22 protein-coding genes and 1 pseudogene are annotated in these 24,139 nt (G+C 63.1%); 3 read left to right on the forward strand and 20 right to left on the reverse strand.

The genetic code is table 11. The features are described from left to right. Positions 1-246: 246 nt before the first annotated feature. A complete protein-coding gene (locus HT579_03885) occupies positions 247-645 on the forward strand; it encodes an HNH endonuclease (protein QKS31489.1) in 399 nt (132 codons plus the stop codon). Between the two features lie 193 nt (positions 646-838). Here the strand turns inward: HT579_03885 and ltrA are convergent, their stop codons facing one another. Then, on the reverse strand, positions 839-2,077 hold the full coding sequence (gene ltrA, locus HT579_03890) for a group II intron reverse transcriptase/maturase (protein QKS28153.1): 1,239 nt from the start codon (positions 2,075-2,077) through the stop codon (positions 839-841). 429 nt (positions 2,078-2,506) lie between these two features. On the opposite strand from ltrA, the pseudogene HT579_03895 reads away from it, so the two are divergent. Next, positions 2,507-2,687, forward strand: a pseudogene (locus HT579_03895) (hypothetical protein). Positions 2,688-2,977: 290 nt separating this feature from the next. On the opposite strand, the gene HT579_03900 reads toward HT579_03895, so the two are convergent. From HT579_03900 to HT579_03960, 13 genes are all read right to left on the reverse strand, one after another. Next, positions 2,978-3,523: a hypothetical protein gene (locus tag HT579_03900; protein QKS28154.1), complete on the reverse strand. Its 546-nt coding sequence runs from the start codon at positions 3,521-3,523 to the stop codon at positions 2,978-2,980. Next, entirely contained in the window at positions 3,513-3,740 is a 228-nt protein-coding gene (locus HT579_03905; GenBank protein QKS28155.1) for a hypothetical protein, read from the reverse strand. Before HT579_03905 ends, HT579_03900 begins: the two co-directional genes overlap by 11 nt. Further along, complete coding sequence (locus tag HT579_03910; GenBank protein QKS28156.1) at positions 3,737-4,189, reverse strand: hypothetical protein; 453 nt, start codon at positions 4,187-4,189, stop codon at positions 3,737-3,739. The genes HT579_03905 and HT579_03910 overlap by 4 nt, the downstream gene beginning before the upstream one ends. A gap of 399 nt (positions 4,190-4,588) precedes the next feature. Further along, positions 4,589-6,898 carry a DUF3987 domain-containing protein gene (locus tag HT579_03915; protein QKS28157.1) on the reverse strand — a complete coding sequence of 770 codons (2,310 nt, stop codon included), beginning with the start codon at positions 6,896-6,898 and terminating at the stop codon, positions 4,589-4,591. Between the two features lie 9 nt (positions 6,899-6,907). Beyond that, positions 6,908-7,102, reverse strand: a complete 195-nt coding sequence (locus HT579_03920) for a hypothetical protein (protein QKS28158.1) — start codon at positions 7,100-7,102, stop codon at positions 6,908-6,910. 128 nt (positions 7,103-7,230) lie between these two features. Beyond that, the gene (locus HT579_03925; protein QKS28159.1) at positions 7,231-8,805 is read right to left on the reverse strand and encodes a DEAD/DEAH box helicase; all 1,575 of its coding nucleotides are present in this window, start codon (positions 8,803-8,805) and stop codon (positions 7,231-7,233) included. Continuing rightward, positions 8,802-9,749 carry an oxidoreductase gene (locus HT579_03930; protein ID QKS28160.1) on the reverse strand — a complete coding sequence of 316 codons (948 nt, stop codon included), beginning with the start codon at positions 9,747-9,749 and terminating at the stop codon, positions 8,802-8,804. The genes HT579_03925 and HT579_03930 overlap by 4 nt, the downstream gene beginning before the upstream one ends. Next, positions 9,742-10,107 (reverse strand): hypothetical protein, encoded by a 366-nt coding sequence (locus HT579_03935; GenBank protein QKS28161.1) that lies wholly within the window; start codon positions 10,105-10,107, stop codon positions 9,742-9,744. Before HT579_03935 ends, HT579_03930 begins: the two co-directional genes overlap by 8 nt. 4 nt (positions 10,108-10,111) lie before the next feature. After that, positions 10,112-10,600, reverse strand: a complete 489-nt coding sequence (locus tag HT579_03940) for a DUF669 domain-containing protein (GenBank protein QKS28162.1) — start codon at positions 10,598-10,600, stop codon at positions 10,112-10,114. A gap of 32 nt (positions 10,601-10,632) precedes the next feature. Beyond that, positions 10,633-11,400, reverse strand: coding sequence for an ATP-binding protein (locus HT579_03945; GenBank protein QKS28163.1), 768 nt, complete (start codon positions 11,398-11,400; stop codon positions 10,633-10,635). A 39-nt stretch (positions 11,401-11,439) separates the two neighbouring features. Next, positions 11,440-12,429, reverse strand: a complete 990-nt coding sequence (locus tag HT579_03950) for a hypothetical protein (protein ID QKS28164.1) — start codon at positions 12,427-12,429, stop codon at positions 11,440-11,442. After that, positions 12,426-12,797 carry a hypothetical protein gene (locus tag HT579_03955; GenBank protein ID QKS28165.1) on the reverse strand — a complete coding sequence of 124 codons (372 nt, stop codon included), beginning with the start codon at positions 12,795-12,797 and terminating at the stop codon, positions 12,426-12,428. Before HT579_03955 ends, HT579_03950 begins: the two co-directional genes overlap by 4 nt. 108 nt (positions 12,798-12,905) lie before the next feature. Further along, positions 12,906-13,745, reverse strand: coding sequence for a hypothetical protein (locus HT579_03960; protein ID QKS28166.1), 840 nt, complete (start codon positions 13,743-13,745; stop codon positions 12,906-12,908). Between the two features lie 511 nt (positions 13,746-14,256). On the opposite strand from HT579_03960, the gene HT579_03965 reads away from it, so the two are divergent. After that, positions 14,257-14,445, forward strand: a complete 189-nt coding sequence (locus tag HT579_03965; protein QKS28167.1) for a hypothetical protein — start codon at positions 14,257-14,259, stop codon at positions 14,443-14,445. Positions 14,446-15,018: 573 nt separating this feature from the next. On the opposite strand, the gene HT579_03970 is transcribed toward HT579_03965, so the two are convergent. From HT579_03970 to HT579_03995, 6 genes are all read right to left on the reverse strand, one after another. After that, positions 15,019-15,516, reverse strand: a complete 498-nt coding sequence (locus HT579_03970; protein ID QKS28168.1) for a hypothetical protein — start codon at positions 15,514-15,516, stop codon at positions 15,019-15,021. An 810-nt stretch (positions 15,517-16,326) separates the two neighbouring features. Further along, positions 16,327-19,113 (reverse strand): hypothetical protein, encoded by a 2,787-nt coding sequence (locus HT579_03975; GenBank protein QKS28169.1) that lies wholly within the window; start codon positions 19,111-19,113, stop codon positions 16,327-16,329. A 17-nt stretch (positions 19,114-19,130) separates the two neighbouring features. Continuing rightward, a complete protein-coding gene (locus HT579_03980; GenBank protein ID QKS31490.1) occupies positions 19,131-19,697 on the reverse strand; it encodes a cell wall hydrolase in 567 nt (188 codons plus the stop codon). A gap of 875 nt (positions 19,698-20,572) precedes the next feature. Continuing rightward, positions 20,573-21,778 (reverse strand): hypothetical protein, encoded by a 1,206-nt coding sequence (locus HT579_03985; protein ID QKS28170.1) that lies wholly within the window; start codon positions 21,776-21,778, stop codon positions 20,573-20,575. Between the two features lie 254 nt (positions 21,779-22,032). Then, on the reverse strand, positions 22,033-23,001 hold the full coding sequence (locus tag HT579_03990; protein QKS28171.1) for an IS5 family transposase: 969 nt from the start codon (positions 22,999-23,001) through the stop codon (positions 22,033-22,035). 206 nt (positions 23,002-23,207) lie between these two features. Further along, positions 23,208-24,077: a lipase family protein gene (locus HT579_03995; protein ID QKS28172.1), complete on the reverse strand. Its 870-nt coding sequence runs from the start codon at positions 24,075-24,077 to the stop codon at positions 23,208-23,210. Positions 24,078-24,139 lie beyond the last annotated feature (62 nt).

Genomic DNA, 24,139 nt, shown 5'->3' on the forward strand with positions numbered 1-24,139 from the left:
CTCGGCTGCTCGGCGGGAGTCACGCGTATTCGCTGCTTTGGAGCGCATGGGCTATAATCCTCGTGCGCCATTCTCCGATCGGAGGGCGTGTAGTGCCATGCAGGCGACGTTTCGCAGCTGGTGCCCGTCTCGGTGAGTTTAGCCATAACTGCCGGCGGGATGCTCGAGGATTTTCACTTCCAAGAGGACCAGCTTCCCGATTCGCTAGCGCGGTTCTCTTTGATTTTTGCTTTCAGAGGAACCCGCATGGCCAAACCAGGACTGCTAGCCCAACTTCGTCACCACGCATACCTCGCCCAGATCGGCCGCTGCTACTACTGCGGCCTGCCAATGTGGGAAGACGATCTCGAATCCTTCTGCCGAGACAACAATATCAGCCCGTCTCAGGCAATGCACCTTCGCTGCACCGCTGAGCACCTGCTTGCAAGGCAGGACGGTGGTCGCGATGAGGCAGACAACATCGTGGCCGCTTGTTACCGATGCAACCAAGGGCGGCACAGAAGGAAGGAAGCTCCTGAACCTACTGTCTATCGGCATCTGGTGCACAAACGGCTGCGCGCTGGCCGCTGGCATCCTCCCGCCTTGCTGGCGGTGTTCAAGGCGCTACTGGCTGGCCACAATCACCAAGCTCAGGCTGCTTCCTGACGCGGATGGATCCCAGTCCAGCGCGCCGAGCTCGGCCGATTCGGGGGGCGGGCGGATGGTGGTGATGGTACAGACTACCTAGGGCGGGTACCGGGTGCAACCTGATCGGGTGGCGCAGGGGAACCTCCCCCCTGCGCTCCCACGGAACCGTACGTGACAGTCTCCCGTCATACGGCTCTTGTCGTTGAGTCGTCTATCGCACGTGAGCAAAGCGCCAGTGCGCGAACAGGCCCGGTTGGCGGTGGCGCACGCGCTCCAGCCAATTCGTGGCGCGTCGCAAACTCCGGCGCAGCCTATTGAGCTTGTGTTTTGCCCACTTCAACAAGTTCAGATCAATGTACGCCAACACCGGATAGAGCGCCGAGCGATAAAAACGTCCGTAGTAGGTCAACCAGCCCCGCAAAACCGGGTTGATCCAGCCCGCGATCTCCTGCATGGAGGTCTGCGGACGCAGATGCAACTTCCAGTCTTGCACCTTCTGCCGGATGGCCTTGGCCGCTCTACCGCTGATCGCGGGCAGGAAGCTCAGAAACGTCACCCCTTCCTTGTTTTGCGCCTTCCGTGGCCGGAAGGTGTAACCCAGGAAGTCAAAGCTGAACTCCGGGTAATCTCCTGTGCGCCCCCCGTCCTTGCAGTAGACGATCTTCGTCTTGCTTGGACTCATCTCCAGTTTGCAGGCCGCCAGGCGTTCCTTGAGCCTCTCGCGCAGCAGGGTTGCTTGCTGGAGGCTCTTGCAGTGGATCACCACATCGTCGGCGTAGCGCTCAAAGCCGATGACGGAGAAGTGCCTCGTCATCCACGTATCGAACGTGTAGTGCAGGAACAGGTTGGCCAGTAGAGGACTGATGACCCCACCTTGCGGCGTTCCCTTGTCCCGCGCTTGCAGCGTCCCGTCCGGCAACAGCACCGGCGCGGTCAGCCACCGCTCAATGTAGAGCATGATCCACTTGCAATCGGTGTGCTTGCGCACCGCCTTCATCAACAGGGTATGGTCGATATTATCGAAGAACCCTTTGATGTCCACGTCTAGCACCCAGTCGGCACGCCAGCATCGCTGCCGGGCCACCGCCAAGGCGTCATGCGCAGATTTGTTCGGCCTGTAGCCATAGGAGTCGGCGTGAAAGCACGGCTCCAGAATTGGCTCCAGCGCGTCTTTGACGACCATCTGCGCTATGCGGTCGGCTACCGTGGGAATGCCCAACGGTCGCGTTCCGCCTGACGCTTTTGGTATCTCAACGCGCCGCACCGCGGGCGGCATGTAGCTGCCCGAGGCCAACCGGTTCCAGAGCTTGTACAGATTCCCCGAAAGGTTCTGCTCGAACTCCTCGATCGACTGACCATCGACGCCTGCCGCACCCCGGTTGGCTTTGACCCGCTTGTACGCTTCCCAAACGGCTCGTTTGGAAATCGCGAACGGCTTTGGCTGACTCATGGGCTCATCCCGACGAATCGGTTGGCCGACAAACCCGCCCCAACGACTGGCCCCCTTCGCTCCACGCCCATTACAGGCGCTTCATCACTACTACGGGGCCATCTGCCCCTGTGCCCCGCATCGGTACTCAGGCACTCGCAGTGTGGCTGCTTCGCGCCGCTCCCTTGGCATCGGGACGACAGGTTCCCACGTTCCATACCAGAGCCTGCGTGACGATCATGCTGCCTACATGCCGGATGCCGCCCAGCCAGTCGCCAGACACCCGCTGGACTTGTCGCGTGAGGGTTTGCGGTCACGGTTTCGACATCGCCTGATTGCTTTCGACACTTCAATGGCAGTTCACTTGCGTTCATCTTCGTCACACACACCTGACGGTTTGCGGTGCAACCTGCCGGGTTTGCACCCTTGGTTTGCACCACCGCCTTTTCCTTGACGTTCACCACCACCGCTCTTGACGGCAGCAGCTCAAGGTGGTTTGAAAGCCGCGTCTGGACGCCGCTTCCGAGGGGCCGGCCCTCATCTCTCGTACAGCATTGCATCCACCAACAAACCTCGCCACTGGATGCATTCGTGGCACACCAAACCCTGCAAACCTCGTTTTGTGCCTTGACGCTAGAACTACTCTGCGCGCACGCCTCCCACATGGCATATTTTGCCGGAAGGACCCATTTCAAATCAACAAGTTACGTGCTGCAGAATTTTTCGCTACATCATATTGGCATATTCCATTTGAATGTCTAGATGCTTCTGGGATCAGTACAAGAGCATAGCGCTTTCAGGAGGCAGACCCACCGGACGTCCCGTCCCGGCGAGCCTCGCCGTCCCCAAGCAAAAGCGCCTGCTGGAGAGCTCCGGCAGGCGCTTTACTTTGAAGATGCCCAAATGCTACGCCTTCGATGTTCACCGATCAAGGGGTTTCGCTGGAACCGCTCGCAAATATCCATAATGCATAGCCAGCATGCCCAGCGCCGCGATCAGAATGCCCCGCGCCTCGGGCTGCGACAGCGCTCGTCCGTTCCAGCCCTGCTGCGCGGACCACTCCTTCAGGCTCTGCCCGAGGCCGGCGACGTGCCAGACGGCCGTGCCGCCCGGACTGCCGATGCCGCCGACCGCGTCGAGCGCTTCCCCGATCCGCTTGCGGGCGTAGGCGGCGCGCTCGCTGATGCCGTCAGACCACTGCCCGCCGCGAACGCGGTCGAGGGCCAGCGCCCGCGGTCCGTGCAGCTGTGCCCACACGAAGGTGGCGGCGAACTGCTGGCCGGCGTCGTGCATCGGCGGGGTGATCGTGCCGTTCCGGAGCAGGAGGCCCAGCGAATCGACGGTCCGGAAGTGCGCGTTGCCCGCGTGCTCGCCGGACTCCTCGCGCACCCACTCGACGGGGCGCCCGCCGGTGACGGGCATCGTGACGCCGGTCTTCAGCGATGGGGGGATCCGCTTAGCGCTCATCGCGAGACCCTCCCACGGCTGCCCGCTGCCGGCGCCCGTAGAGCCGGTTGCCGATACCTTCGAGGAGCATCCGCTCCGAACGGTCGGTGACCGTATCGAGCGGCACGGCGAGCACGCCCTGCTTGTGCCAGGCGGCGGCGCGCATCGCCCGCAGTTCATCAGCGGTCGCGGGCGCGACCGGCAACAGCCGCGCGAGTGCACAGGTCAGCCGGCTCATCGCGCACCGCCTTTCAGCGCCCACTGCAGCAGCGCGAGGGCATCCGCTTCGTTGTCGTCCGCAGGATCGAATCCCTGGGCGCGCATTGCGGCGATCACTTCGGCCTTGCCGGCGTTGCCGCGGCCGGTCGCGTGCTTCTTGATCGTGCCCACCGGTACGCCGTGGTAGGGGATGTGGTGCAGCTCGCACCACGCCGTGAGCTGCCCGAGGAAGGCGCCGTAGGTGTGTGCTGCGGCCGTGCCGCGGTGCGCGCGCACTTCCTCGAACACGACGGCGGTCAGCGGTCCGGCGCGGTCGTGCAGTTCGCCAAGCCAGCTCACAAAGCGCAGGAGTGGCATGCCACCGCCCTCGAAGCGACCGGCTTTGAACAGCTCGGTACCCGAGGTGATGGGTCCGCGCGGATAGGCCAATGCCCAGCCGGTGTGCTGGCCGAGATCCAGTGCGAGCATGGCACCTGGGAAGGCTCCTACGGCGAGCGCAGAGGCCGCTGGCGGCGTGGGTGAATGGTGAGACATGGTGAGCATCCTCCAAGAGGCTATTGGCGGCCTGGAGGAGCTGCACGCGACCGGGTCAGGGTCTTCGGCGCTCCCTCATGCCCGATCGGGTCGGGTAAGGGTCAGAACAAAAACGGCACTACGGCAATAACTTCAAAGCGTCAATCTTTCAAGGGCTGCCCTGAAGAGAGAGAGATATCAATATATATATATATTTCATATATACCCTGTTTCTCTCTCTCCCTCTCGCCGGGCTTCGCGCGAGCGGCGATGTGTACCTGTGTACACAGGGTATGTAAGGCTTGAAATTAGTCAAAGCTGAAGTTACTCCTTCTGGTCGTCTAAGCCATTGTTTCAAAGCAAATTGATCACCTGCTTGGGACGCCCGAGGCCCTGATGGATCGTCACATCTATCAGTCTCCCTTCCTGTAGCGTTCTCAGCACGCTGTCGCGCTGACGGGCATCCATGAACTGCGTCCGGCGCGTAAACTCATGCTTGGGCATCCCGCCGGGCCCTGACTCTTGAAGTATTTGCAGCGCACGCTTGTGGTGCGACTCGATCAAGTTCTCCGAAACGCGCAGCGATGCTTCACGGATCGTCTGATTGGCGCAGTGCCGTGCGATCAGAATGCCCCACTCGGCGTCGTCCTGCTCGATCTCTGGATCCACCGCATCACGCGACACAGCGCGGATCAGCGCGAGCTTGGAGGCGTTCTCCTCGATGCGCGCCAGGATCGACGCGAAACCGCTGCCGTGCGCAGCGCGCAGGTCGTTCAGCAGGTCGCTGTCGAGCGCTCGGAACACGGCCCGGGCCTGATCCTTCATGGGGACCGTTCGGGGCATCGGCACCACCTCGTCGACGCCCGACACGTTGGCCAGGTTGCCAGTGAGCCGGCCGCCGCCGTGGTGGATCAGCAGCAGGCGATCGATCAACTCCTGCGGCGGATCGATGGCGCCGAAGTCCTTGTTGCTCTCCGGAAAGTCCTCCTCGGTCTGCAGGATCAGGAAGCGCGCCAGCGAGCCATCCGCGACGTTGGTCGCCTGCAGCGCCTGCCAGAAGTGCAGTGGCGTCGTCGTGCCGTAGACGCATACGCAGGGCTGATGGATCGGGCGACGCGCGATATCTGCCTGGCTCTGAGCATATTCGATGCCGAAATAGGTGGTGCCCGACGCCGTATACAGCTCGGTCAGCAGATCCAGGATCTCGCAGACATAGCGTGGCGAGCGCTTGCGGTCGACCGCCGCCGACAGGAACATGCCGAACTCATCGAGCTGAAACAGCGGCGAGGGATGCCGAGACAACGCGGTCAGCAGTCCCGAACCGGAGGCGATCTTGTTGCCGCCGAGGTACTGCAGCAGCCCGGCTCGGTGCAGCAGCTCGTTGATCACCAGCCGACTGTTGTTCTTGCCCGCGCCACTCTCGGCAACGCCCACGACGTAAAGATTCGAACGGATATTGCTCGCCGTGCGGTACTTCCGCCCCATCAGCGCGCCGACGGCGGCCAGGGACGCTCCGAGCGCCAGGACGGGCTGCGATCGCTTCGCGCTGCGCTCCATCAGCTGCATCATGTCGGCAATGACTCCGCCGACCTGATTCCAACCAGATGGCATCAAGGTCGGCTGGGGTATCTTCGCCGTAGCTACTTTGTGGGGTACGGTCACCGAACCGATGATCGGTCTGCTGCTGTCAAGCATGTCGAGAAACTCCTTCGCCGGATGGGCGCCGTTCGTCGCCAGCGCCCCGTTGAGTTGCAGCGATGGCGCGGGCTCCCAGCCCGCTTCCAGCGCCAGTTTGTACAGCGTGCCGGCGCCGATGCGCGCCGGCTTCAGGCCACGCCAGACCTGCTCGGTCGTTGCAGGCACATTCTTCGCGGCCCGTCCCGACCAGGCCTCGAACAGCGGCCAGCCGCCGTCGCCGAGCGCGCCCTTGATCGCGAGACCGATGCGCACCCAGCTGTCGTAGTCGAGATCCGGGTTCGGGATGAGCTCGAGCGCCGCGGTTATCGCCTCGAGCGTGCCGCGCGGTTCGCCGAGTGCGCCAGCGGCTGCCTCAGCGCCTTGGGCATGGGACAGCCGCGCTGGCCGCAGCTCTGCCGGCACCCGCGCGATCGCAGCGTCCGCGAAGGCCCGCGCCTGCGCCTCGGTGATCCGCGGCAGGTCGTCGAGGGTGATCTCAGCCAGGCTCTCCAGCGGCCAGTCGTAGGGCTGTCCGGTCTCCGGGTGGAGTCCGTAGGCGACGAACTGCTGGCCCAAACCGAGCACATCGATCGGTGGCCTCTTGAACCCCTTGAACGGCCGATCGGCGCGATAGACCAGGAGACGCTTGGGCGCACGGCCGATGCGCAGCGCTGGTGTGTCACCCAGCATCTCGCGGGCGAGATCCTCGATGCGCTTGGCGAGCTGCGGGTCGCTCAGCACGTCGATGTCGATGCCGATTACCCGTCCGGTGGCGATGCCGATGCCGGCCTCCGGCCAGTTGCCCCAGACATCGACCTCATGATCGGTGGTCTCGCGCCGACCATGGCGACTCCAGTCCGGGTAATCGCGCCACGCCCCGCGGCGAAACACACCCGGCTTCTTGCTCCCCGGCTGGATCGGCAGGATCGGAAATCCGGCATCGACGAGTTTGGCGCCCAGTTGCGCCATGAAACTGCTGGCAGTCATGGTTCCTCCTCAGAACGGTGGGTCTTGCGTGTAGGCTTCCCGCAGGTGATCCTGGAAAGCCGTGACGACGACGTCGATCAACGTCGCCCATTCGTGCGCCGACCACTGCGCCAGATCAGTGCGGCCGAGCGATTCGATGTATTCGCCGCCGACGACACTGGCCTGATGCAGAGCGGCTTTCTCATGTTGGTTGGGGTCGATCATTCCTTGGTACCTCGTGATGATGTCGAGACACCGCATCGAGCAGGCCCACAGATCGGGACCGCTCTGGCGGGTCAGACGGGGGGAGTAACCCAAGCCGCGGGCTTCGCGGCGGCAAATGTCGCAGCGCATCAGAACCTCGCCGCGACGACTTCGGTGTAGCGTCCGCTCGCGCGGACCGCGATCTCGGCCGGTCGCCGCAACGCGGGTGCGTGCTGCAGCGCTTCGTCGACGCTCCGGGGCAAGGGCGTGCCGGGCGCGCGCGCCGCCCACCAGGTCGCGGCCTTCTGTCGCGGGTAGCCGGCATGCTCGACGCAGACCCACTCGTGATGCGCGGACAGGCCGCACCAGTACTCGACGCGCAGCGAGGGGGGCTTGCCCGGTTTCTCATGGCGCGCGTAGTGCACCCGGCTCACCGCCACCCATTCGGGCTTGCCGACGGCCGAGAGCACGGCCAGCGTACTGGCCCGGGGTGCGATCTTCGGCGCCGGTGGCGGAAAGACGTGGCCGCAATCGGGACAGACGCGCACGGCTGCGTGCAGGATGCTGGCGCAGTCCGGGCAGACTTTGATCGGTGCCGCACCGCCGCCGCCACCGGGACGCTTCGGCCGGATGGCGTCGATCGGCCCATGCCGGGCGATGTTGCCGGCGAAGTCGAGCACCAGGCAGTCGCTCTTGCCCGGCGCCAGCCGACAGCCGCGACCGACGATCTGCACGTACAGTCCGGCCGATTGGGTCGGTCGCAGCATCGCGATCAGATCGACGCCGGGGGCGTTGAAGCCGGTGGTGAGCACGTTCGCGTTGCTCAGACAGCGGATCTCGCCGCGCTTGAAGGCACCGATCAATGCGTCTCGCTCGGCGCTCGGCGTCTCGCCGACGATCGTCTCGCAGGAGAGGCCGTGCGCGCGGATCGCGTCGCGAACATGTCCGGCATGCGCGACGCCGGAGCAGAAGACCAGCCAGGAGCGGCGTGTCTGCCCATAGTCGACGATCTCGGCGACGGCGCGCTCGGTGAGGTCGTGCCGATCGACGGCGGCATGCAACTCGCGGGCGATGAATTCACCGCCGCGCGTGCCGACGCCGGCGACCTCGAGTTGCGTGCGCGTGTGCTTGGACACCAGCCGGGACAGGTAGCCCTGATCGATCAGATCGCGCACCGAGACCTCAAAGGCGATGTCGGTGAAGATCGCGCCGTCGCCCTCGTGCAGCAGCCCGGAGTCCAGACGGTACGGCGTGGCGGTGAAGCCGATCACCTTGAGCAGCGGGTTCAGGCGCTTCAATCCGTCGAGGAAGCGCCGGTACATGGTGTTCGACGAGCGCGGAATCAGATGCGCCTCGTCGATCAGCACCAGATCGCACTGCGCCACATCGGGCGCGCGCCGATGGATCGACTGGATGCCGGCGAACAGGATGCGCGCCGTGAGGTCGCGCTGCTTCAGTCCCGCCGAATAGATGCCGGCCGGCGCCTCGGGCCAGAGCCGCATCAGCTCGGCGTGGTTCTGCTCGATCAGCTCGCGCACGTGGGTGACGATCAGGATGCGCTGATCGGGAAAGGGTTTCAGCACGCCTTCGATGAAGCGGGCTATCACCAGGGACTTGCCGCCACCGGTCGGGATGATGACGTTCGGGTTGCCCGTCGCGCGCTCGAAGTACTCGTAAATGCCGTCGATGGCCGCCTGTTGGTACGGCCGCAGGGTCAGGGTCATCGTGAACCCTCCTGGAATTTGTCGCGGCCGCGGTCGCACCAGAAGCCGCCACCGGGAAGTTGATAGCGGACCCAGTCGGTATCGGCGTCGATCTGCTCGCCGGGGACGAGGTCCGGGAGATAGAGATGCTGGTCGCAGGCGGCGCGCTGGTCGGCGTCGGACAAGGCGCGCTGCTGGCGCTCGCACCACCACCCGCCCTCGACCGGCGTCGAGGACAGGCAGGTGCGGCAGTTCACCGCCGCCGCGGCCTGACCCCGACAGATCTCGGCATGGGCGCACAGCCGGCACTCGTACCACGCCGGATCCTCGCTGACGCGATCGAGCGGCCGCGCCGCGAAGACGATGCGCCCCGCCTTGGCGAGCAGTCGGTCGGCATCGTCCACATCGAGTTCCACGCGTTCGACGTAGAGGTCGTCCGTGTCCTTGTTCACCGCCAGGTACAGGGCGCGCGTCAGGCCCGTCAGCCGCATGTAGGTCTGCATCTGCGCGCAGTGCTGCGGCTTGGCTGGGCGGACGCCCTTGGCGACAAGTTCGACGAAGCTCTTGCTCGCATGCGTCTTGAACTCGACCACGTGCCAGGTCTTGGGCGCCTCAGGCAGGTTCAGCGCCACCGCGTCGAGCGAGCCGCCGAAGTGGCCACCGTGCGCCTCCACCCGCCACTGACGCCCGGTCTCGGGATCGAGGTCGAGCACCGTCACGCCGATGCGCCGCAGGTTGCGCACGAGGCGGGCTTCCTCCAGTTGCCCGGTCTCGAAGAGGCGCAGGACGCGACCCGGATGGAACGTGGCGGTCGTCCAGCGAAAGTCGTACCACAGCGCGCGCGCACAGGACTTGCCGACCAGTGAGGCGCCGAGGTGCGCACGGAAGCCCGTGCGGGCGTCGGCTTCGTAGGCGGCGAAGATCGCCTCGCGAGTCGGGCTGACGACGGTCGGCAGCTCAGCCATGGCGCACCTCCTGACCCTGCCGCGAGCGGGCGACCGTCAGTGCGGACTGCCAAGCGTCGTCGGGCAGTTGCTCGCGCAGGACGTCGAGCAGCGTGTCCTTGAAGTGATCGCGAGCGAGGCCGCCCGTCAGCGTGGCGAGTTGCGCCGACACCCGGGCGGCCTCCTGCTGCTTGAACGCGAGCGCCGTCCGGGCCCGATGGAAGGCCTGCGCATCGAGCGTGCCGCGCCGCGCCTGGCGGGCGATGTCGGCGGTGGCGATCTGCGTCTTGATCGAGGCGATCTCGCCCTGCAGGGCCACCAGGCGCTCGCGACACGCGGACACCGTGTCGGGCAGCACAATGAGGTCGGGAGCGCGCATGGCGTCAGACCTGGCGCTTCCAGGGGAGCGTGCTCTGGGTCGCGACCGGAGCCGAACGAACCGGAGCAGCAGCCGGCGGGGTCGCTGCCGGAGGCGGGGCTTCGACGAGATAGCGGATCGTGTTGCTCTCGCCGTATTGGCCCTTCGGGGGGCGAACCTTGACGTCGACCCGAATCGGGATCAGGTGCAGTTGTTCGCTGTTGCTGACCTGCATCTTCCCGGCGGCACGGCACAGCGCCGACAGGGTGCGCTGCGCGATCTCGACGGCGTCGGGGTTGGCGTTGACCAGGTTCAGCCGGTCGTAGAGCTTGCGGCCGGCATGCGGACCTTCCAGCACGTCGAGTTCGAGGAACAGGTACTGGCCCAGACCGTCCTTGGTGACGCGCATTTCGCTGCTCACGATCTGCACGCGGTACGACCCCGGCGGCAGGACTTCGAAGGGGGTGGTGGGATCGACGGTCGAAGCGTCGAAGGTGTGACCGAGGGAAGCCATGGTGTTTCTCCTTTGTGTTGGGAATGGGTGATTCAGGGATGGACGAGCGCGGCGTTCAGGCTGTTCGGCATGGCCTGCGCGAAGGCGGACCAGTCGAGCGGCAAGGTGTCGGGCAGGCCGTAGCGGTTCTTGGCGAGGAAGGCCGGGCGTTCGGCGGTGTGGATGACGCGTTCGCCGGACCCGAGGGCCCGATTGACCTTCTTGTTGAAGCCGACGTCGGCCTTGACGGTGCTGATGAGGTAGTTGGCGAAGAGCACGATGTCGGCGTGTTCCTGCAGCAGCGCCGCCGCGCGGGCGTGCAGCTTGATGCCGTAGCGGTCGTAGGGCTCGTGCTCCGGGCTGTCGAAGCGCTTGATGTCGGTGTGGGCGATCTGCACGATGGTCATACCCCGCTCGTCGCGCAGGGCATTCAATCCGTCGAGGTACTGCCGCCAGAACTCCATGGTGGCGAGGTAGCCTTTGCCGTAGCCCGGCGACTCGAGGTCCTTCCAGCCGTATTCCTTGCAGGTCTTGGCCCAAATCAGCGGTTCGAGCCAGTCGACGCTGTCGACGATGGCGGTCTGGAAGTCGTGCGGCTCGCTGTAGAGGGTCACCAGGCATTCGATGACTTCTTCGAAGGAGCGCGCGATCGGGAAGTGGTGGGCGTCGATCGTGCCGAGACCGTCTTCGGTCTGGATGAAGACCGGCTGCTTGGCGCCGGCGGCGAAGGTGGTCTTGCCGACACCGGCGACGCCGTGAATCAGGATGCGCGGGGGCTTCGGCGCGCTGGTGCGGTTGAGTTGGGAAAGCGAGATGGCCATCGATGTTCTCCTTGCGGTGTGGGTCAGAGGGTTTGGCGCTCAGTGCGCCGGGGTGCGCAGTTGCAGGCGGACGTCCGAGGCTTTGGGGGTCATCCGGGTGCGAACGGCGAGGTAGCGAAAGACGAAGGGATCGACGCGCTGGCTCACCAGATGCACCAGGTCGAGTTCGCAGGCGAGCCAGGCGCGTTTGGCGACGGCGTGGATGCGTTGGCGCTCTTTCGGCGGGTACGGGCTGGTGGTGGCGGAGCGATCGAGCAGCAACAGCCCCTGGTGATACTGGAGGCGCTCGCCGGGGAGGGCGGTGGCGATCCAGTCGCAGAGGGTCGAGTCGGTGAGTGGTATGGCCGGCACGTACAGCGGCGCTTCGAGCTCTGCCGCCGGGAGGCACGGCTCGACGGAGCGTGCCGAGGTGGGATCGACGGCGGCCACGAGTTCGGGAATGCCGTGCGGGAGCGCCTTGGGGGCGCTGGCGACCGAGCAGGGCGAGACCTGCAGCAGGCCCGCGGCCTGGGCTTGGGAAGCCTCAGTTCGATTCTGCAACCTTGCGGAATCGAAGGTTGAATCCGCTCTCCTGGGCCGATCCCCACCTCTGGCCATATTTGCCTTCCTAACCGGCAAATCATGCCAATTGGCATCTTTGTTGGGATGGCCGTGGTCTCCCGTTTCCGGGCTTGCCGCGAGTGAGGGTGCGCAAATTTGCGCATGCTGGTCTCTGTCGTAGCCCAGCCCGAAGGCGTCATCCCGCGTGACCGGGAAATCATGCAAATTTGCATGATTGTTGGGACGGCCGCGGTCCAGCGTTTCTAGTCTGGTGGCCACGGTGGCTCGCTCGCTCTTGGTCAGCCGCAACTGACGGGCGCGGTCGGCATACCTGAGATCCACCGCACGGTCGATGTGCTCGACGACGGCCTTGGCTGCAGCCAGCAGATCGCCGGCATCGAGTTGGAGGCGATGCAGGGCCTCGGCCGGCTGTTGCGCCAGTTCGGCAACGGGAGTCGCCTGGATCTCGTGGAGGGTGGAGGCGGTCATTGCCGGTCTCCTTCCATCACGCGCTCGTTGGTACTCCGGTACCGGCTGCGCTGCTCGAGGTCCAGAATGCCGCCGGAGCCTTCAAGCGGATAGGCGACGCGGCGCGAGAACTTGACGAAGACCGGTCCGACACCGATGCCGCGCCAGCGTTGAAGCGTCTTCGGCGAGAGGCCCCAGCGACGGGCGAGTTCACCCTCGTTGAGGTAGTGCGGCTCGGCAGCCGTCAGCGGCGCGGGTTCGAGTGCGGCCTGGGACGATTCGATTCTCGGCGCCGAGCGAGCCGACGCGACGGCCGGTGGTTGTGCCGGTGCGGGCCCTGGATGGCGCGGTGGCTCAGGCCATCGCCGGGCTCGTGGGTGGGCTTCCATGATGATGACTCCTGTGGTGTTGGGGCAGGGTCATCATCGGGATCGCGAAAAAGAAAAGAAATACGAGTGCGGCGCACTCCGTACGGTCTGCGCCCGCACTCTGTACGGTCAGCGGCGCTGAAGGGTCGTTTTTTTACAACACGAAATCCACTGCGCGATCGTTCGCGGCTCGAAACGCTCCAGATCCTGGCTGGCCAGCCAATCGGCTAGACGGACGCCGGCTCTGGCGTGGCTCATCTTCTGCAGTTGGGGATCGCGATCCCACTCGGCCAGCACGGCCGCACGAGTTGCATTGCGGTTGGCCAAGCGCAGCGTGGCCAGCTGTCGGGCTCGCTCAGACCTCTGCCGCGCGTCGTCCCCGCGCTCTGCCAACGTCTGCTCTGTGGCGACGCCAAGCCCAGAGCTGACCGGTGGCGTGACAGCTTGCTCCTGCTCACCCGCTGAAGTGATGGCGCCCCTGGCTTCGAGCAGACGCTCGGCGCGGCCCACAGCCTCCAACGCCGAGAGGGCCGCTTGTGCCGCCAAGATGAAATCGTTGGGCTGCACCGTCTTGGCCTTCCGGCGGACGTACTCAAGCGTCTGGAAGTCGTACTGGTAATACAGTCGATGGACCGCATCGCCCACTTGGCACAAGGCGAGAGTGGCCAGGCACTCGCAGAGATCCGGAGCAGCGACGCCTTCTCCGAAGACCTGCCGCCATCGACCGATGGACGCCTCCAGAGCGTCGAGCTCGCTGGTGTTCTCAGGTTTCGGGAAATCGAGTTCGTCGATTCGGTCGAGGTTGATTCCCACGCCGCCACCGAACGCGCCGACTTCCAGGAACTCCTCCAAGCCCTTCGAGGCGAGCCGGCACACCTCGATTTGCCGGGCCTCAGCAAAGTACTCCGCGATGAGGTCGTGGGTATGGTTGGCAAGATCATGGATCTGGTCGCTGCTGCGCCCGCTCAAGATCCGGCGAGCACGCCAGACCACACTGCCCAGGTCGGGAAAGGGCCAGTAGGGAACTTGACCCGTGAGCGGATCAAAATGTTTGAACTTCCGGCACGTACGCATGATCGGTCCCCCCAAGGTTTGCTTCGATCCACCAGTTCAGTTGGAGTCCATGGTCGTCGAGGTGCCCCGGAAGATTCAATGGCGACGCCGGGGCAGTTTGTTCACAGAGCGGGAGCGTTTCTTCCGATCTGTGAACGTTTGCTCACGGGTGTGAACGAATGTTCACGCGAGAGGGGCTGGCGATCGCGGACACGGGCTGGAGCAGCGGGTCGGATGGACGCGCTACGCCGTGGGCCACATCGGCGCGGAGCGATTCGCTATTTCGCCGCCAAGTGGCGCGCCAGATATCCGCGGTTCTTCGCAGCCACTAACAGACCCCTGCGTGCGAGCACAATAGTGCTCACGCGAAGGCTCACCGGCACTCGTGTGGCCGATCCCGGTGCGTTAGCGCCCGGAGGAGCAACTCGTGCCGGCGAATCTGTGGCTCAAGAATGCGCCTGACGGCGAGATGCTGCGGGAAATGAGGCACAACTCGGACACGTTCGAGCGCGTGCTGTCGCTGCTGATCGTTCCCAAGTTCTATCCGCGCTGGGCGAGCGATGGAGAAGAGGGTGAGGATGACACCTACGACCGGTTCATCGGGGGCTGCCGGTAGGTGGTGGGGAATGGACAGCGCGCGACCCATCGCGGTCGTAGAATGAGGAGGATAGCTGATACGCAACGACTCAGGCATCAGCCGCGCGGGACTTTCATGCGTCGGTTTGCACGCCTCGGTCGGGAGGTGCTTGCTCCTGTGTGGGCAGACCGTCGGGAATTGGCGCCCCTTCCGTTTGGTGTGGGACTGGCGCCGCGTCGGCTGCTGCATCGACAAGGACACCAATTCTGCGCACCGATTGCCACCCTGCGACTACAGTTAGCACGAGCCCAAGGACGAATGAGAGGACCATCAGCAAGCCTGGGATTTGTATGTTCGGGGCAAACAGCGTGCCAGGTGTCGACGACGCCGAAGCCAACTGGCCGGTAAGCGCGAGGAGGGTCCAAAGTCCCCCGAGTATCGACAAGAGGTAGAACATCCAAGCTGTTCCGAGACACCAAGGCACCGTCTTTCTATCGGCAAGAAGCGTGTCTTTGGCGAACGTTATAGTCACCGTGAGAATCGCAGTCGAATACTTGACGATCTCCTTCGCTGAGTCGGCAGCTAGTGTGAAGGCAGCGTTGTCCATATACCCTACCTCGGACCATCGCATATCGGCCACAAAGGGCAAAGCTTCCGCAGAGCGGCCATGAGAGTCTCCTCCCCGATCGCACGATAGCTTCGCACCTCGTAGCCGGGGATCCGTTTTGACTCCGCGATCATCGCATCGACAACCGTCTGCAGGTGCCGGATCGCCTTCTCAGTCTCTTCGCGTTGCCGCGATACGGGGTGATCCTGAATCTCACGCGCGCCGCGTGTTATCGCCTTATCGAAGTCCAACTGAGCACCCGGTCCTAAACGATAACCACGCGTCGCCAAGTATGACTGAACACGACCTTGCAACTCGATCTCACGACCCCGAATCCGCAGTTCCGGGGTTAGTTGCTCCCACTTCGCAGCACTTTCCCACGGCGGTGCGGGCTGGTCGAATGACGGCAGAGGCGATACTGCCCCCGTCGTCACACCGTTTTGAAAGGAGGAACATCCAATCACGAGCGCAGATACGATCGTCAGAAGGAAACCCTTAATCATTACGTTTCTCCGTTCACGTTTGCCTGTTGCCGAACCTATTACGGGGAAACGGTCTGCCTTCTCACGCAGCGCCCGATCCCGCACGGCGCCATCATCCCGGGCAACTGCTCCCCACCCATCCTTACGCACTACCTAGGCAGACATTGCGAGAATCTGCGCGTGCCAGCGCTGATGGACAGCATAAGCGCACGCCGTCCCGTCGTCTACTATGGTTTGTACTCATCCCCCTCGATCCGCTCCACCGCCGCATTCCGGAACATGCCGATGATACCCTCAGCGACTTCCTCGCACACCTCTTTGGGTAGGTGCATTTCCCCGCCCAGCCGTCAGCTTTTGGTGGGGTAGCGGAACCACCAGCGTCGTGAAAAGGGCCTTGATCATCATTCCGGCCACTTGCCCGGAAGCAGCGCATCCCTGTCCGATGTAGTCTTCGAGGGCCCGCAATGCTGAGGTAGTCGGTGACGCAGCGCCGCACTGGGATGAGGATCGTTAGAACCGATGGCCGCACATGCTCTCGTCACATCGCCGGAGGAGTGCCGCGACCGTGGGGTGGCCTGAATGACGATCAAGGCCGTGAAAAGGCTTCCAGGCGTTGGGTTCTGGCCGGCATGCTGGCCAGAACCCAGCCAGCCCCACCATCAGCGCCAGATAGACCCGCCGCCCGAAAGGCATGTTTGTTCAAGCTCCCTGAGGGGGCACCACCTCAACATCACGCGGCTTGATCAGTCAGGCAGCGAATACGATGGCTGACCGCTCTCACCAGCAGCTTTCAGACTGCGATTAGTGTCTGTTCACTGCAAATCTACCGCCTCACCCTCGGCGGGCTGCGTGCAAGCTCGTGAGGAGGAACGTCGACAGGCAGACACGCCCGCCGTTGGTCTGATTGCCGCCGAGCAGAACGACATGTGTTGCATCAATGGCGAAACACCAGCCGACGTGGTGACCACTGCTGCTGGCCGACGTGTTAACAACGATCACGTCGCCTGCCTGTGGCGAGGACTTGAAATCGCTACCCCAGTTGCTCCAGCTAGCCGCCAGTCCCGGATCTTTGGGTGGCGGGGGTAGTGCCGTATGCCCAGCGGGCAAACTGTTGTTGTGCTGCGTGACCACCCAGGTCACGAAGGCGCCACACCACGCCGTTTTATCCCCCTGGTCACCGAAATGTGCTGCGACCGCGTCCAGGTACTCGCAGATGCGCGGGTTGCTGGCTTTTCGGTTGTTGGCGTTCTTCTCAACCTGCCCCAGTTCGCCGAGTGCCCAGTCAAGCCACGGTGCCAAGGCATCGCGATCCCATTCTGGCTTGCGCGCTCGCGACGACAGGATCTCGGTCAACATGGCGTTGTCGATTTCGTCCAGCACCGCCGGCTTGTTGAGCGCGAGCTCGAAAACGGCGCGCTTGGTCTTTATGGGCTCTGGATCATTCTTGTAACGGTACAACACACATAGCGCCCGAAGGTCGTCACTGAAGGTTCCTTCAGTAGTCGCGATGCGCCCTGGGAATTCCAGCATCTCCATCAGGTTGGTCGCCAAGGCCTGAACGTTGGGGTGGGGAAGGTGCAGCGTCGGGCGCCCCAGCGCGCTCACCACCAGGGTTTCGCTGGCGATCGCCGGGCGGCCAACGATCTGGAGGTACGAGGTTGGGGTGAGCGTAGCGTCGCCACCCTGGGCGTTCTTCAGTGCCGCGCGGGTCGGGGAATCAAAGGTGCCGCTCGCTGGCATAACGCCCAGCCGCTGCTGCAGTGCGATGATCTCGCGTGTTGTGAGTTGATCCTCAAAACGGTTGAGACTGGGGTTCGACGGTCCGGGTTTGGCCAGCAAGGTTGGGGAATTTGCCTCGCCGCTTGGTGAAGCCGGTGGCGGAAGCAGCGGCAGCGTGCCGGTCGCCCTTTTCGCGTTATCCTCGAGATCGGATGCACGACCCGCTGCGCGGAGGTGGACGAACTTGCCCAGGAGGTCGAACCAGAACGGCGCGCCGAGGAGCGCGAACAGGGTGGTCACCAGCACGCCGGCAAGCAACGCGAGCCATGCATAGACTCCCGCACTGGTAAGTAGCATCGCACTGAGGCCAATTTCCGGCCTCTCTTTAACCTCTCCGGCGCAGAGATTTCCTAGACCGGTGTCCTGATGTATCTCCATCTTCAGTTTATCAAGGCGAGGACCAGATTTGGCGGAGCACAGTTGCTGGCGAAAGTTGCTAAGCGAGAAACCAATAGGCAGGCGCGCCACGGTTCCCTGCTGCTCCTCCGTACAAATCCGCAATTCGCTCAGGCTGCGTGCTGTCTGCGTGCAGTTCTTGAAGTCGTCTGGAGCCATCTGAAACAGGCGCAGCAAGCCGCGTGGAGGCGTATGTTGCCGCGCCAGTTCCAACAGGGCAGACTTGCTGTCTTCCAGTGCCCGCGATGCTTCTTGCATTTCGCGCTGGGTTGCTGGGTCCTTGCTGACGGTAGTCGCAGCACTAACCCACGTCGAGACATAAACGAGGCACTGGTAAGCCTCGTAGAGCTTCTCCTCGTAACGATTCTGGTCCTCCGGAACACGCTCGTTTGTGTTGGTCTTGTTCTTGTTGTCCTGAACGCCGGCAACCGCCAATTCAATGTCCTTTTTAACTAGCGGGATGATCTCTACCCAGGCATGCGGGTCGGAGACGAACTTGCTGCTAACCTTAGACATCCTCTCATCACCCGCAGACATCTTCTTGGTATTTGTTGTCGTCTTGGTTTCCTCAGGGAAAGTTGGGCACGCGTCGCCCACCTTCGTCAGCCGATGCTCGAAGCGAGCGATTGCATCGTCGCGTTCGTAAACCGGTCGCAGGCGGGAATAGGCGTCCACCAGGCGAGACGTAACCAGCACTGCCGGTTTATCGGGCGCCTTCGCTGCGACTGGAGGCTCGTTGCTGGTACCCGCGTCACGCTCCGCCACGACACGTTCAGCGATGCTGACCAGACTGCCGCGAAGCTCTCCGTCGCTGCCGAGCGACCGCGCAATATACATCGTGTCAATGTTCAGGGCCACTGCCAGAATCAGCGCGATGAAGAACGTAAATATGGTGCTGCGGCGCTTGAACCAACCGTTTGAGCGGTCGCCGATGTAGGTAAACCAGGCTGCGATCGCTGCTTCAAAGCCCCTCCAATTGGTCTCGTTCCCAACCATCAGGCCGCGCAGTGCGCCGACGATGCCCTTATCCGATCCTTCAGGCTTATCCCCCCCTTTTGCGGTCAGTGCATCGATGAACTGCTGAGGTGTTGCGAAACGCTCGCTGGGGTGCTTCCCGCCAGCAGCAGCATCTACCTCCATCAGCAAAGCGCGAGCGAAAACGTCTGCAGGCACTTCGGAGGGGCCACGTGGAGGCCTCAACAGCAAGGTGCCTTCCCTAGCCACTTCACCTTCGGAAAGGGCGTAGACCAGAGGGTTCTTGAGCAGCCTTTCCTTCAGCTTCGGGTCCTGCCCCGTGGCTTCGTTTAAGAGCCGATGCAGCACCGAAACACGGCCGCGCAACCACTGGCCGGAAACGAGTTCCTGCACCGACGTCACAAGCAGAGAGAACGCAGCGTAGATCAGAACCAGACCAATTAGTATGTCGACGATGACGTTTTCCATAGAGCTGCCCCCAATCGCTAGGCGACGTCGTTGTAAAACTCATGATTGCCCATGACAAGACAAGGCGTTTTTCCAAGCAGCCAATTCGGGCGAGAGCGCAGCGTGCGCGCGACGTAATGCAGCGCACCGTGCGTCGGGTCAGGCAAGCCGCCACCGAGCGCCTGCGCTGCGACCTGCAGCGCAAGCCGGTATTCGGCGTCGATGCTGTTGTTGTTCAGGGCTTTCATCTTTGCTCGGTTCGGATCTCCAGAGTTCCAGCAACTGAACTGCTGTGGGTCGAGGCATACTTCAGCTGCCGTGTCGCAGCGCCGATACTTGCGGCGTAAGCGATTGACGATCACGCTGGCCACGGCTTCCATCCCAAACTTCCCTTCACCGCGCGCTTCGCCCCACAGCGTCTTGGCAACGATCTGGATCTCTTCGTCGGACAGTGCAGCAGGCGGTGTCCGGAGTAAGCTGCCGGCGGGCGGCTGTGGGAGTCGAGGGGAATTGCCAGCGCGCGGGCGGGCGTCGAGTGTCGCCGGATCATCACGAGTGAAGGGCTTGACGCTGTACCAGTCGAGTACTGGCGCGACAAGCCCCATCACCGCATTGGCACCAGAGCTGACTTCAGGATCGAGTGCGCCGATGTGCATCCCGAGCAACGCGTCGCTGGTGGTCCATACCGGGGCCCCGCTGTCGCCGCCCACTGTCTCGTCTGTCGTGGTGTAGCCGACTGCGCTGCTCAGGAAATAGGTAGCACCTTCGGTGTCGTCTGGCAGTTCGACTTCACCGGACCACAGCAGCGTGATTGTTCCCTCAAGGTCGCCGGTGCAACGCTTGAGTACGACGCTGCGGCCACAGTCCATCGACATGCGGTCATCGATCGCCTCAGGTATCCAGTCTGCAGCCCCCTCGCGCAAGCGCTGTACAGCCGCGTAATCGATTTCGACCAGTCCAGCGTCGATGTTGGTCGGTTGGATTTCGTTGCCGGGAGCGGGCAGCCATTCGCGCAGTCGGCCTTCCAGGCGCAATGAGCCGCCACCCGGGGCTGCCAGGTTGATCTCCACCGGGTCGTTCCAACGCGCTTTACGGCTTGACGCAAGGACGTGGCCGCAGGTCAGCAGATAATGACGATCGGGACTCAGGCGATCCCGCACCAGGCAGGTTGCCGTGCCATGTTCGAACGGCGACGTAGTACGCGCGAGTCCTGGCACGGATTGCGCTAGCGCCGCGCAGCCCGGCAGTGCCTTTACCGGCAGGGGCGGATGACCTACGCCAAGATTCACACGAGCGGGGAGCGCTCGCGGCGGCACGCCGTGCCTCAGGCCGACGCGAAGCTCCCAGAAGTCTGGTGCCAGAGCCAGCCAGCAAAGTGCGTCGCGGTCGAGCCAGTCCGGTGCGACCCGGTGGTGGCCGGCGGCGCGCGCTTGAATGACCCCGCTAGACCAGTTGAAAATCGTGTCGAGTACTCCCCGGCTCATCGCCCGTCTCCGTATTGAGCAGTCTTTGCGTCCTTGTATTCGAACATCGACTCGTCACAGCCGGGGTGCGGTGCCGCTGCTATCCGCGCTCTTCTATCCCTCACCATTTCCTTTTGCTGCGTGAGCCATTGCTCGGCCTCCTCGATCGCTTGGCTCAGCCTGATTTGCTTAGAATCATTGAATGCTTTCAGATTCCGTGCCGATTCCTTGGTCAAGCCAGCGAGCATCGGTGCGGTCAGCACCCAGGTGTCAGCACCGGCCTGTGCCTTCGCTTTCCCTTTCGACGTTCCGGTGTCGCCCTTGGCTGGCACGCTGGCCTCCTGGATCCCTTTAAAGATCAACGCCGATATCTGATTGGGCGTCATGCCAGGCGCCGAAAGCGCTGGTGCCCTGGCAATCAGTGCCTGGTTCAGCCGTTCCTGCACGCCGATTGCGCGTTTGCGCAACTCATTTCGCACCTCGCCGTTCAGCTTGCTGAAAAGAAGACCAAGCTCCCGCGACAGGTCTTGTGCCCTCTGTTGCTGCTTGAGGCCATTCTCCTTGAATCGCTCGATTGTGTTGGTGCCGCTCGTACCTGTATTGCCCGCGACGCCAGTGTTGCCTATGAGTTTGTTGAAACGCACCTCGACATCAATTGGCCGATACGCTGGGGCTGGCGCTTTGCGCGACTGCAACTCGGCGAGCAAGCTGGTGAAAGGCGCTGCGAATGCCTTATGGGCCTCAGTCAGTTCTTGGCGAACATGCTGCAAACTTGGCGTACCTGGCAGGAATGTGCGGAGTTTGTCATACTGCTCGTATCCGTCGAGTATGTCCGGCAGGGCATATAGGTCAACGGTGGCCAGCGCAATAGCGCAGTTCAGGGCAATGGAAGCTTCGATATACAGCTTGTCGCGATCGGGTATGCCCGAGCCAAGCACGCCGTAGGCAGCTGTCAGGAAAGAGCTCACGCCAATCAGCACGCTGGTCGGTAGACTTGTGATCGCGCTGCGCCCGACGAGATAAGCTCCCGTTGGCCAAAGCATTGCATTATATAGGCTGGCGAGATTGGTCTTTTCGGCAGCCATGGCGGCGTATTTACGTCGGTCCAGGTCGACGCTCCAGATCTCTTGACCAAGGCCGCCAAAATAGCCTGCCAATGGCACGGCCGGCACAAGGCACCCAGTGGCGTCAGCGCCGGCCTGAGAACAGCTGTCGGGAGCCAAGTCGCTCGCTCTTGACGGAAAATACAGATCTTTGCGTAGAGAGGGGACCGGTTGCAAGACGGTACACCCTGCCAGCAAAGCGCAAACGAGGGGAGCGGCGCTCCGGCGAAAAAGCAAGGCAACGGATTCCATTACGGCCCCCCTCATCACGAAGTCAAAACGCTTCGGCGTTGGTGCACTATTAGCAATTACTAATATACCATTTGGCTTGGTTGCGAAATATCGGCATGACTCCCCCTGTTTCCCGCGCTGCTTCATGCAGCGGACGCAATTTCCCCTACCCGGTCAGAACGCGGTATGCCCAGGTAGGTAAACGTGTTGAGGATGGCGGCGCGAACGTGAGCTTCTGTCACTTGCCGCTCAAAGGTCCGCGAGTACAGGGTGTCGCCCAGTTGCTTCAGCCGGAACATCATGTTCTCGGCGATGCTGCGCCGGTGGTAGCCGCCGTCGTTCTTCCAGCCGGCGAGTCCCTTGGCTTCGATTTCCTGGAGGATGGCGTCGCGGGGGTGGTCGTCTCCCCACGCAACCGCTCCATCGCGGGGCGGGATGGTGGCCCGCGCGCCCCGTTCGGTAATCGCCGCGTGGCACCCGTGGCTGTCGTAGGCGCCATCGGCCGAGACCTGCGAGACCTCCCCCTCGACCTGATCGAGCAGGCCGGGCAGGATTTCGCTGTCGCCCCAGGCGGTGGTGGTCACTTCGATGCCGATGATGTCCTTGCTGGTCTCGTCAACCGCCAGATGGATCTTCCGCCACGTGCGACGCTTACCCACCCCGTGCTGACGCACTTTCCATTCGCCTTCGCCGAAGATCTTCAGTCCCGTCGAATCGACCACCACATGCGTTGGACCCCTACGCGGCCGCCGGGGAATCTTCACCGAAAGCTGTGCGGCCCTTCGCGACATATGGGTGTGATCCGGCACCGGCAAGTCAAGTTGGCACAGGCGCATGAGCGACTTGATCAGTCCCTCCGTGGCGCGATACGGCAACTGGAACAGCCCCTTGATCGTCAGGCACGTCTGGATGGCGGTTTCCGAGTACAGCCCAGGCTTGCCACGGCCAATCGGTGGTGCAGGAGTCCACTGGTCCCGAATACTCGCCTCGTCAAACCAGATCGTCAGGTTCCCCCGGTTGACCAAGGCCCGGTCATATTCCGACCAGTTCGTCACCCGGTAACGTTGCTTCAGCCCTCCCTCGACAGTGTCCGGTTTCACGCGCATCGCCATGATCGATCTCCTCCGACGGCCCAGCCCGGACCCTCCGGGGTGATGCCAATATACTACACCAAAGCCAAACGCTTCCTAAACCTTGGCAACCTCACGATCAGCAGTCATCGCATACCCGACATCCTCGGCTAAGACGGCGTTGTCGGAGGGCACCCTCCGCCCGACACAACTGTCGGCCGTTCGCCTGCCATGCAGGGGAATGGGCATCACTCGCGTAGCCCCATTACCCCATACAGATAATTAATCGGCGCGTGGTCTGCAAGTGCGCGGGAGTAGACCGTTCCGCGCACTAGTGCGTAACGAAGGAATTCAACCTGCGCCTTTGCCCCGTCTTCCAGCATATCCGCTTCGCTCGGTGCGTTCAGGAGCACTGTGCCGTTGCGATCGATGTAGGCGAGCTTGCCCACATGTGAGTAGCCCAGCAGTCCCTCGGGCGGCATCTGCGTCACCAGATCACAGCAATTCACGTAGCGCGTTACGAAACGTCTGTCCATCCTTTCGGCAAAGTCAGTGTTCCCCACGCGGGGCGAGCCGAACGTGAACAAGTGCGCCGACGGCACCCAGCTTGCCAGCAGCGTTGCAAGCGCGGCGCCGAGGCTATGCCCGGTGATCAGCACACGGTGATCGCGCGGTAAGGCATCCAGATACGCCATGACGCAGCCGAAGACCCCTTCTTGGTGTGCTGCTCGCGCGAAGCCCTCGTGCACCTTACCGAGCGCACCGCAGCCCTTCGCGTCGCACCACTCGGTCAGTAGGAATTCGGCATCGTTAAACAAATCCGACGGGTCATCGGGTTCTGTCCCGCGAAACGCCACGATCGTAACCCCCCTATCGAGCGCGGTCGCGATAAATGCTTGCGTGCCGCTGCGGCCATAGCCAAAAATCTGTCCCTTGCAAAATCCGGCGCGGCCGAGGTACTCCGTTAGGCGCCCTTCTTCCTTGACGTAGGCCAAGCGTGACATTTCCGCGCACAGCGCAGTATCGTCTCGCGGCGCGCCGATCTGAAAGAAATCGTCCGCGTTGCCGGGGTGAAAAAGCGCCTCGCGCGTCGCGTCGTACCTTATCCGGAATATCATCTGATGTGGTTATTCGGGGAGATGTCTCAATCTTTGGTGCCCACGGGCCCCTCTGACTAGGA

It is taken from the genome of Candidatus Accumulibacter similis, assembly GCA_013347225.1.
Taxonomy (GTDB): domain Bacteria; phylum Pseudomonadota; class Gammaproteobacteria; order Burkholderiales; family Rhodocyclaceae; genus Accumulibacter; species Accumulibacter similis.

What these genes read in the sequence shown, in the direction of transcription:
- HT579_03885 (QKS31489.1), top strand. Translation starts at nt 247, where the DNA reads ATGGCCAAACCAGGACTGCTAGCCCAACTTCGTCACCACGCATACCTC.
- ltrA (QKS28153.1), bottom strand. Translation starts at nt 2,077, where the DNA reads ATGAGTCAGCCAAAGCCGTTCGCGATTTCCAAACGAGCCGTTTGGGAA.
- HT579_03900 (QKS28154.1), bottom strand. Translation starts at nt 3,523, where the DNA reads ATGAGCGCTAAGCGGATCCCCCCATCGCTGAAGACCGGCGTCACGATG.
- HT579_03905 (QKS28155.1), bottom strand. Translation starts at nt 3,740, where the DNA reads ATGAGCCGGCTGACCTGTGCACTCGCGCGGCTGTTGCCGGTCGCGCCC.
- HT579_03910 (QKS28156.1), bottom strand. Translation starts at nt 4,189, where the DNA reads ATGCTCGCACTGGATCTCGGCCAGCACACCGGCTGGGCATTGGCCTAT.
- HT579_03915 (QKS28157.1), bottom strand. Translation starts at nt 6,898, where the DNA reads ATGACTGCCAGCAGTTTCATGGCGCAACTGGGCGCCAAACTCGTCGAT.
- HT579_03920 (QKS28158.1), bottom strand. Translation starts at nt 7,102, where the DNA reads ATGATCGACCCCAACCAACATGAGAAAGCCGCTCTGCATCAGGCCAGT.
- HT579_03925 (QKS28159.1), bottom strand. Translation starts at nt 8,805, where the DNA reads ATGACCCTGACCCTGCGGCCGTACCAACAGGCGGCCATCGACGGCATT.
- HT579_03930 (QKS28160.1), bottom strand. Translation starts at nt 9,749, where the DNA reads ATGGCTGAGCTGCCGACCGTCGTCAGCCCGACTCGCGAGGCGATCTTC.
- HT579_03935 (QKS28161.1), bottom strand. Translation starts at nt 10,107, where the DNA reads ATGCGCGCTCCCGACCTCATTGTGCTGCCCGACACGGTGTCCGCGTGT.
- HT579_03940 (QKS28162.1), bottom strand. Translation starts at nt 10,600, where the DNA reads ATGGCTTCCCTCGGTCACACCTTCGACGCTTCGACCGTCGATCCCACC.
- HT579_03945 (QKS28163.1), bottom strand. Translation starts at nt 11,400, where the DNA reads ATGGCCATCTCGCTTTCCCAACTCAACCGCACCAGCGCGCCGAAGCCC.
- HT579_03950 (QKS28164.1), bottom strand. Translation starts at nt 12,429, where the DNA reads ATGACCGCCTCCACCCTCCACGAGATCCAGGCGACTCCCGTTGCCGAA.
- HT579_03955 (QKS28165.1), bottom strand. Translation starts at nt 12,797, where the DNA reads ATGGAAGCCCACCCACGAGCCCGGCGATGGCCTGAGCCACCGCGCCAT.
- HT579_03970 (QKS28168.1), bottom strand. Translation starts at nt 15,516, where the DNA reads ATGATTAAGGGTTTCCTTCTGACGATCGTATCTGCGCTCGTGATTGGA.
- HT579_03975 (QKS28169.1), bottom strand. Translation starts at nt 19,113, where the DNA reads ATGGAAAACGTCATCGTCGACATACTAATTGGTCTGGTTCTGATCTAC.
- HT579_03980 (QKS31490.1), bottom strand. Translation starts at nt 19,697, where the DNA reads ATGGGGCTTGTCGCGCCAGTACTCGACTGGTACAGCGTCAAGCCCTTC.
- HT579_03990 (QKS28171.1), bottom strand. Translation starts at nt 23,001, where the DNA reads ATGGCGATGCGCGTGAAACCGGACACTGTCGAGGGAGGGCTGAAGCAA.
- HT579_03995 (QKS28172.1), bottom strand. Translation starts at nt 24,077, where the DNA reads ATGATATTCCGGATAAGGTACGACGCGACGCGCGAGGCGCTTTTTCAC.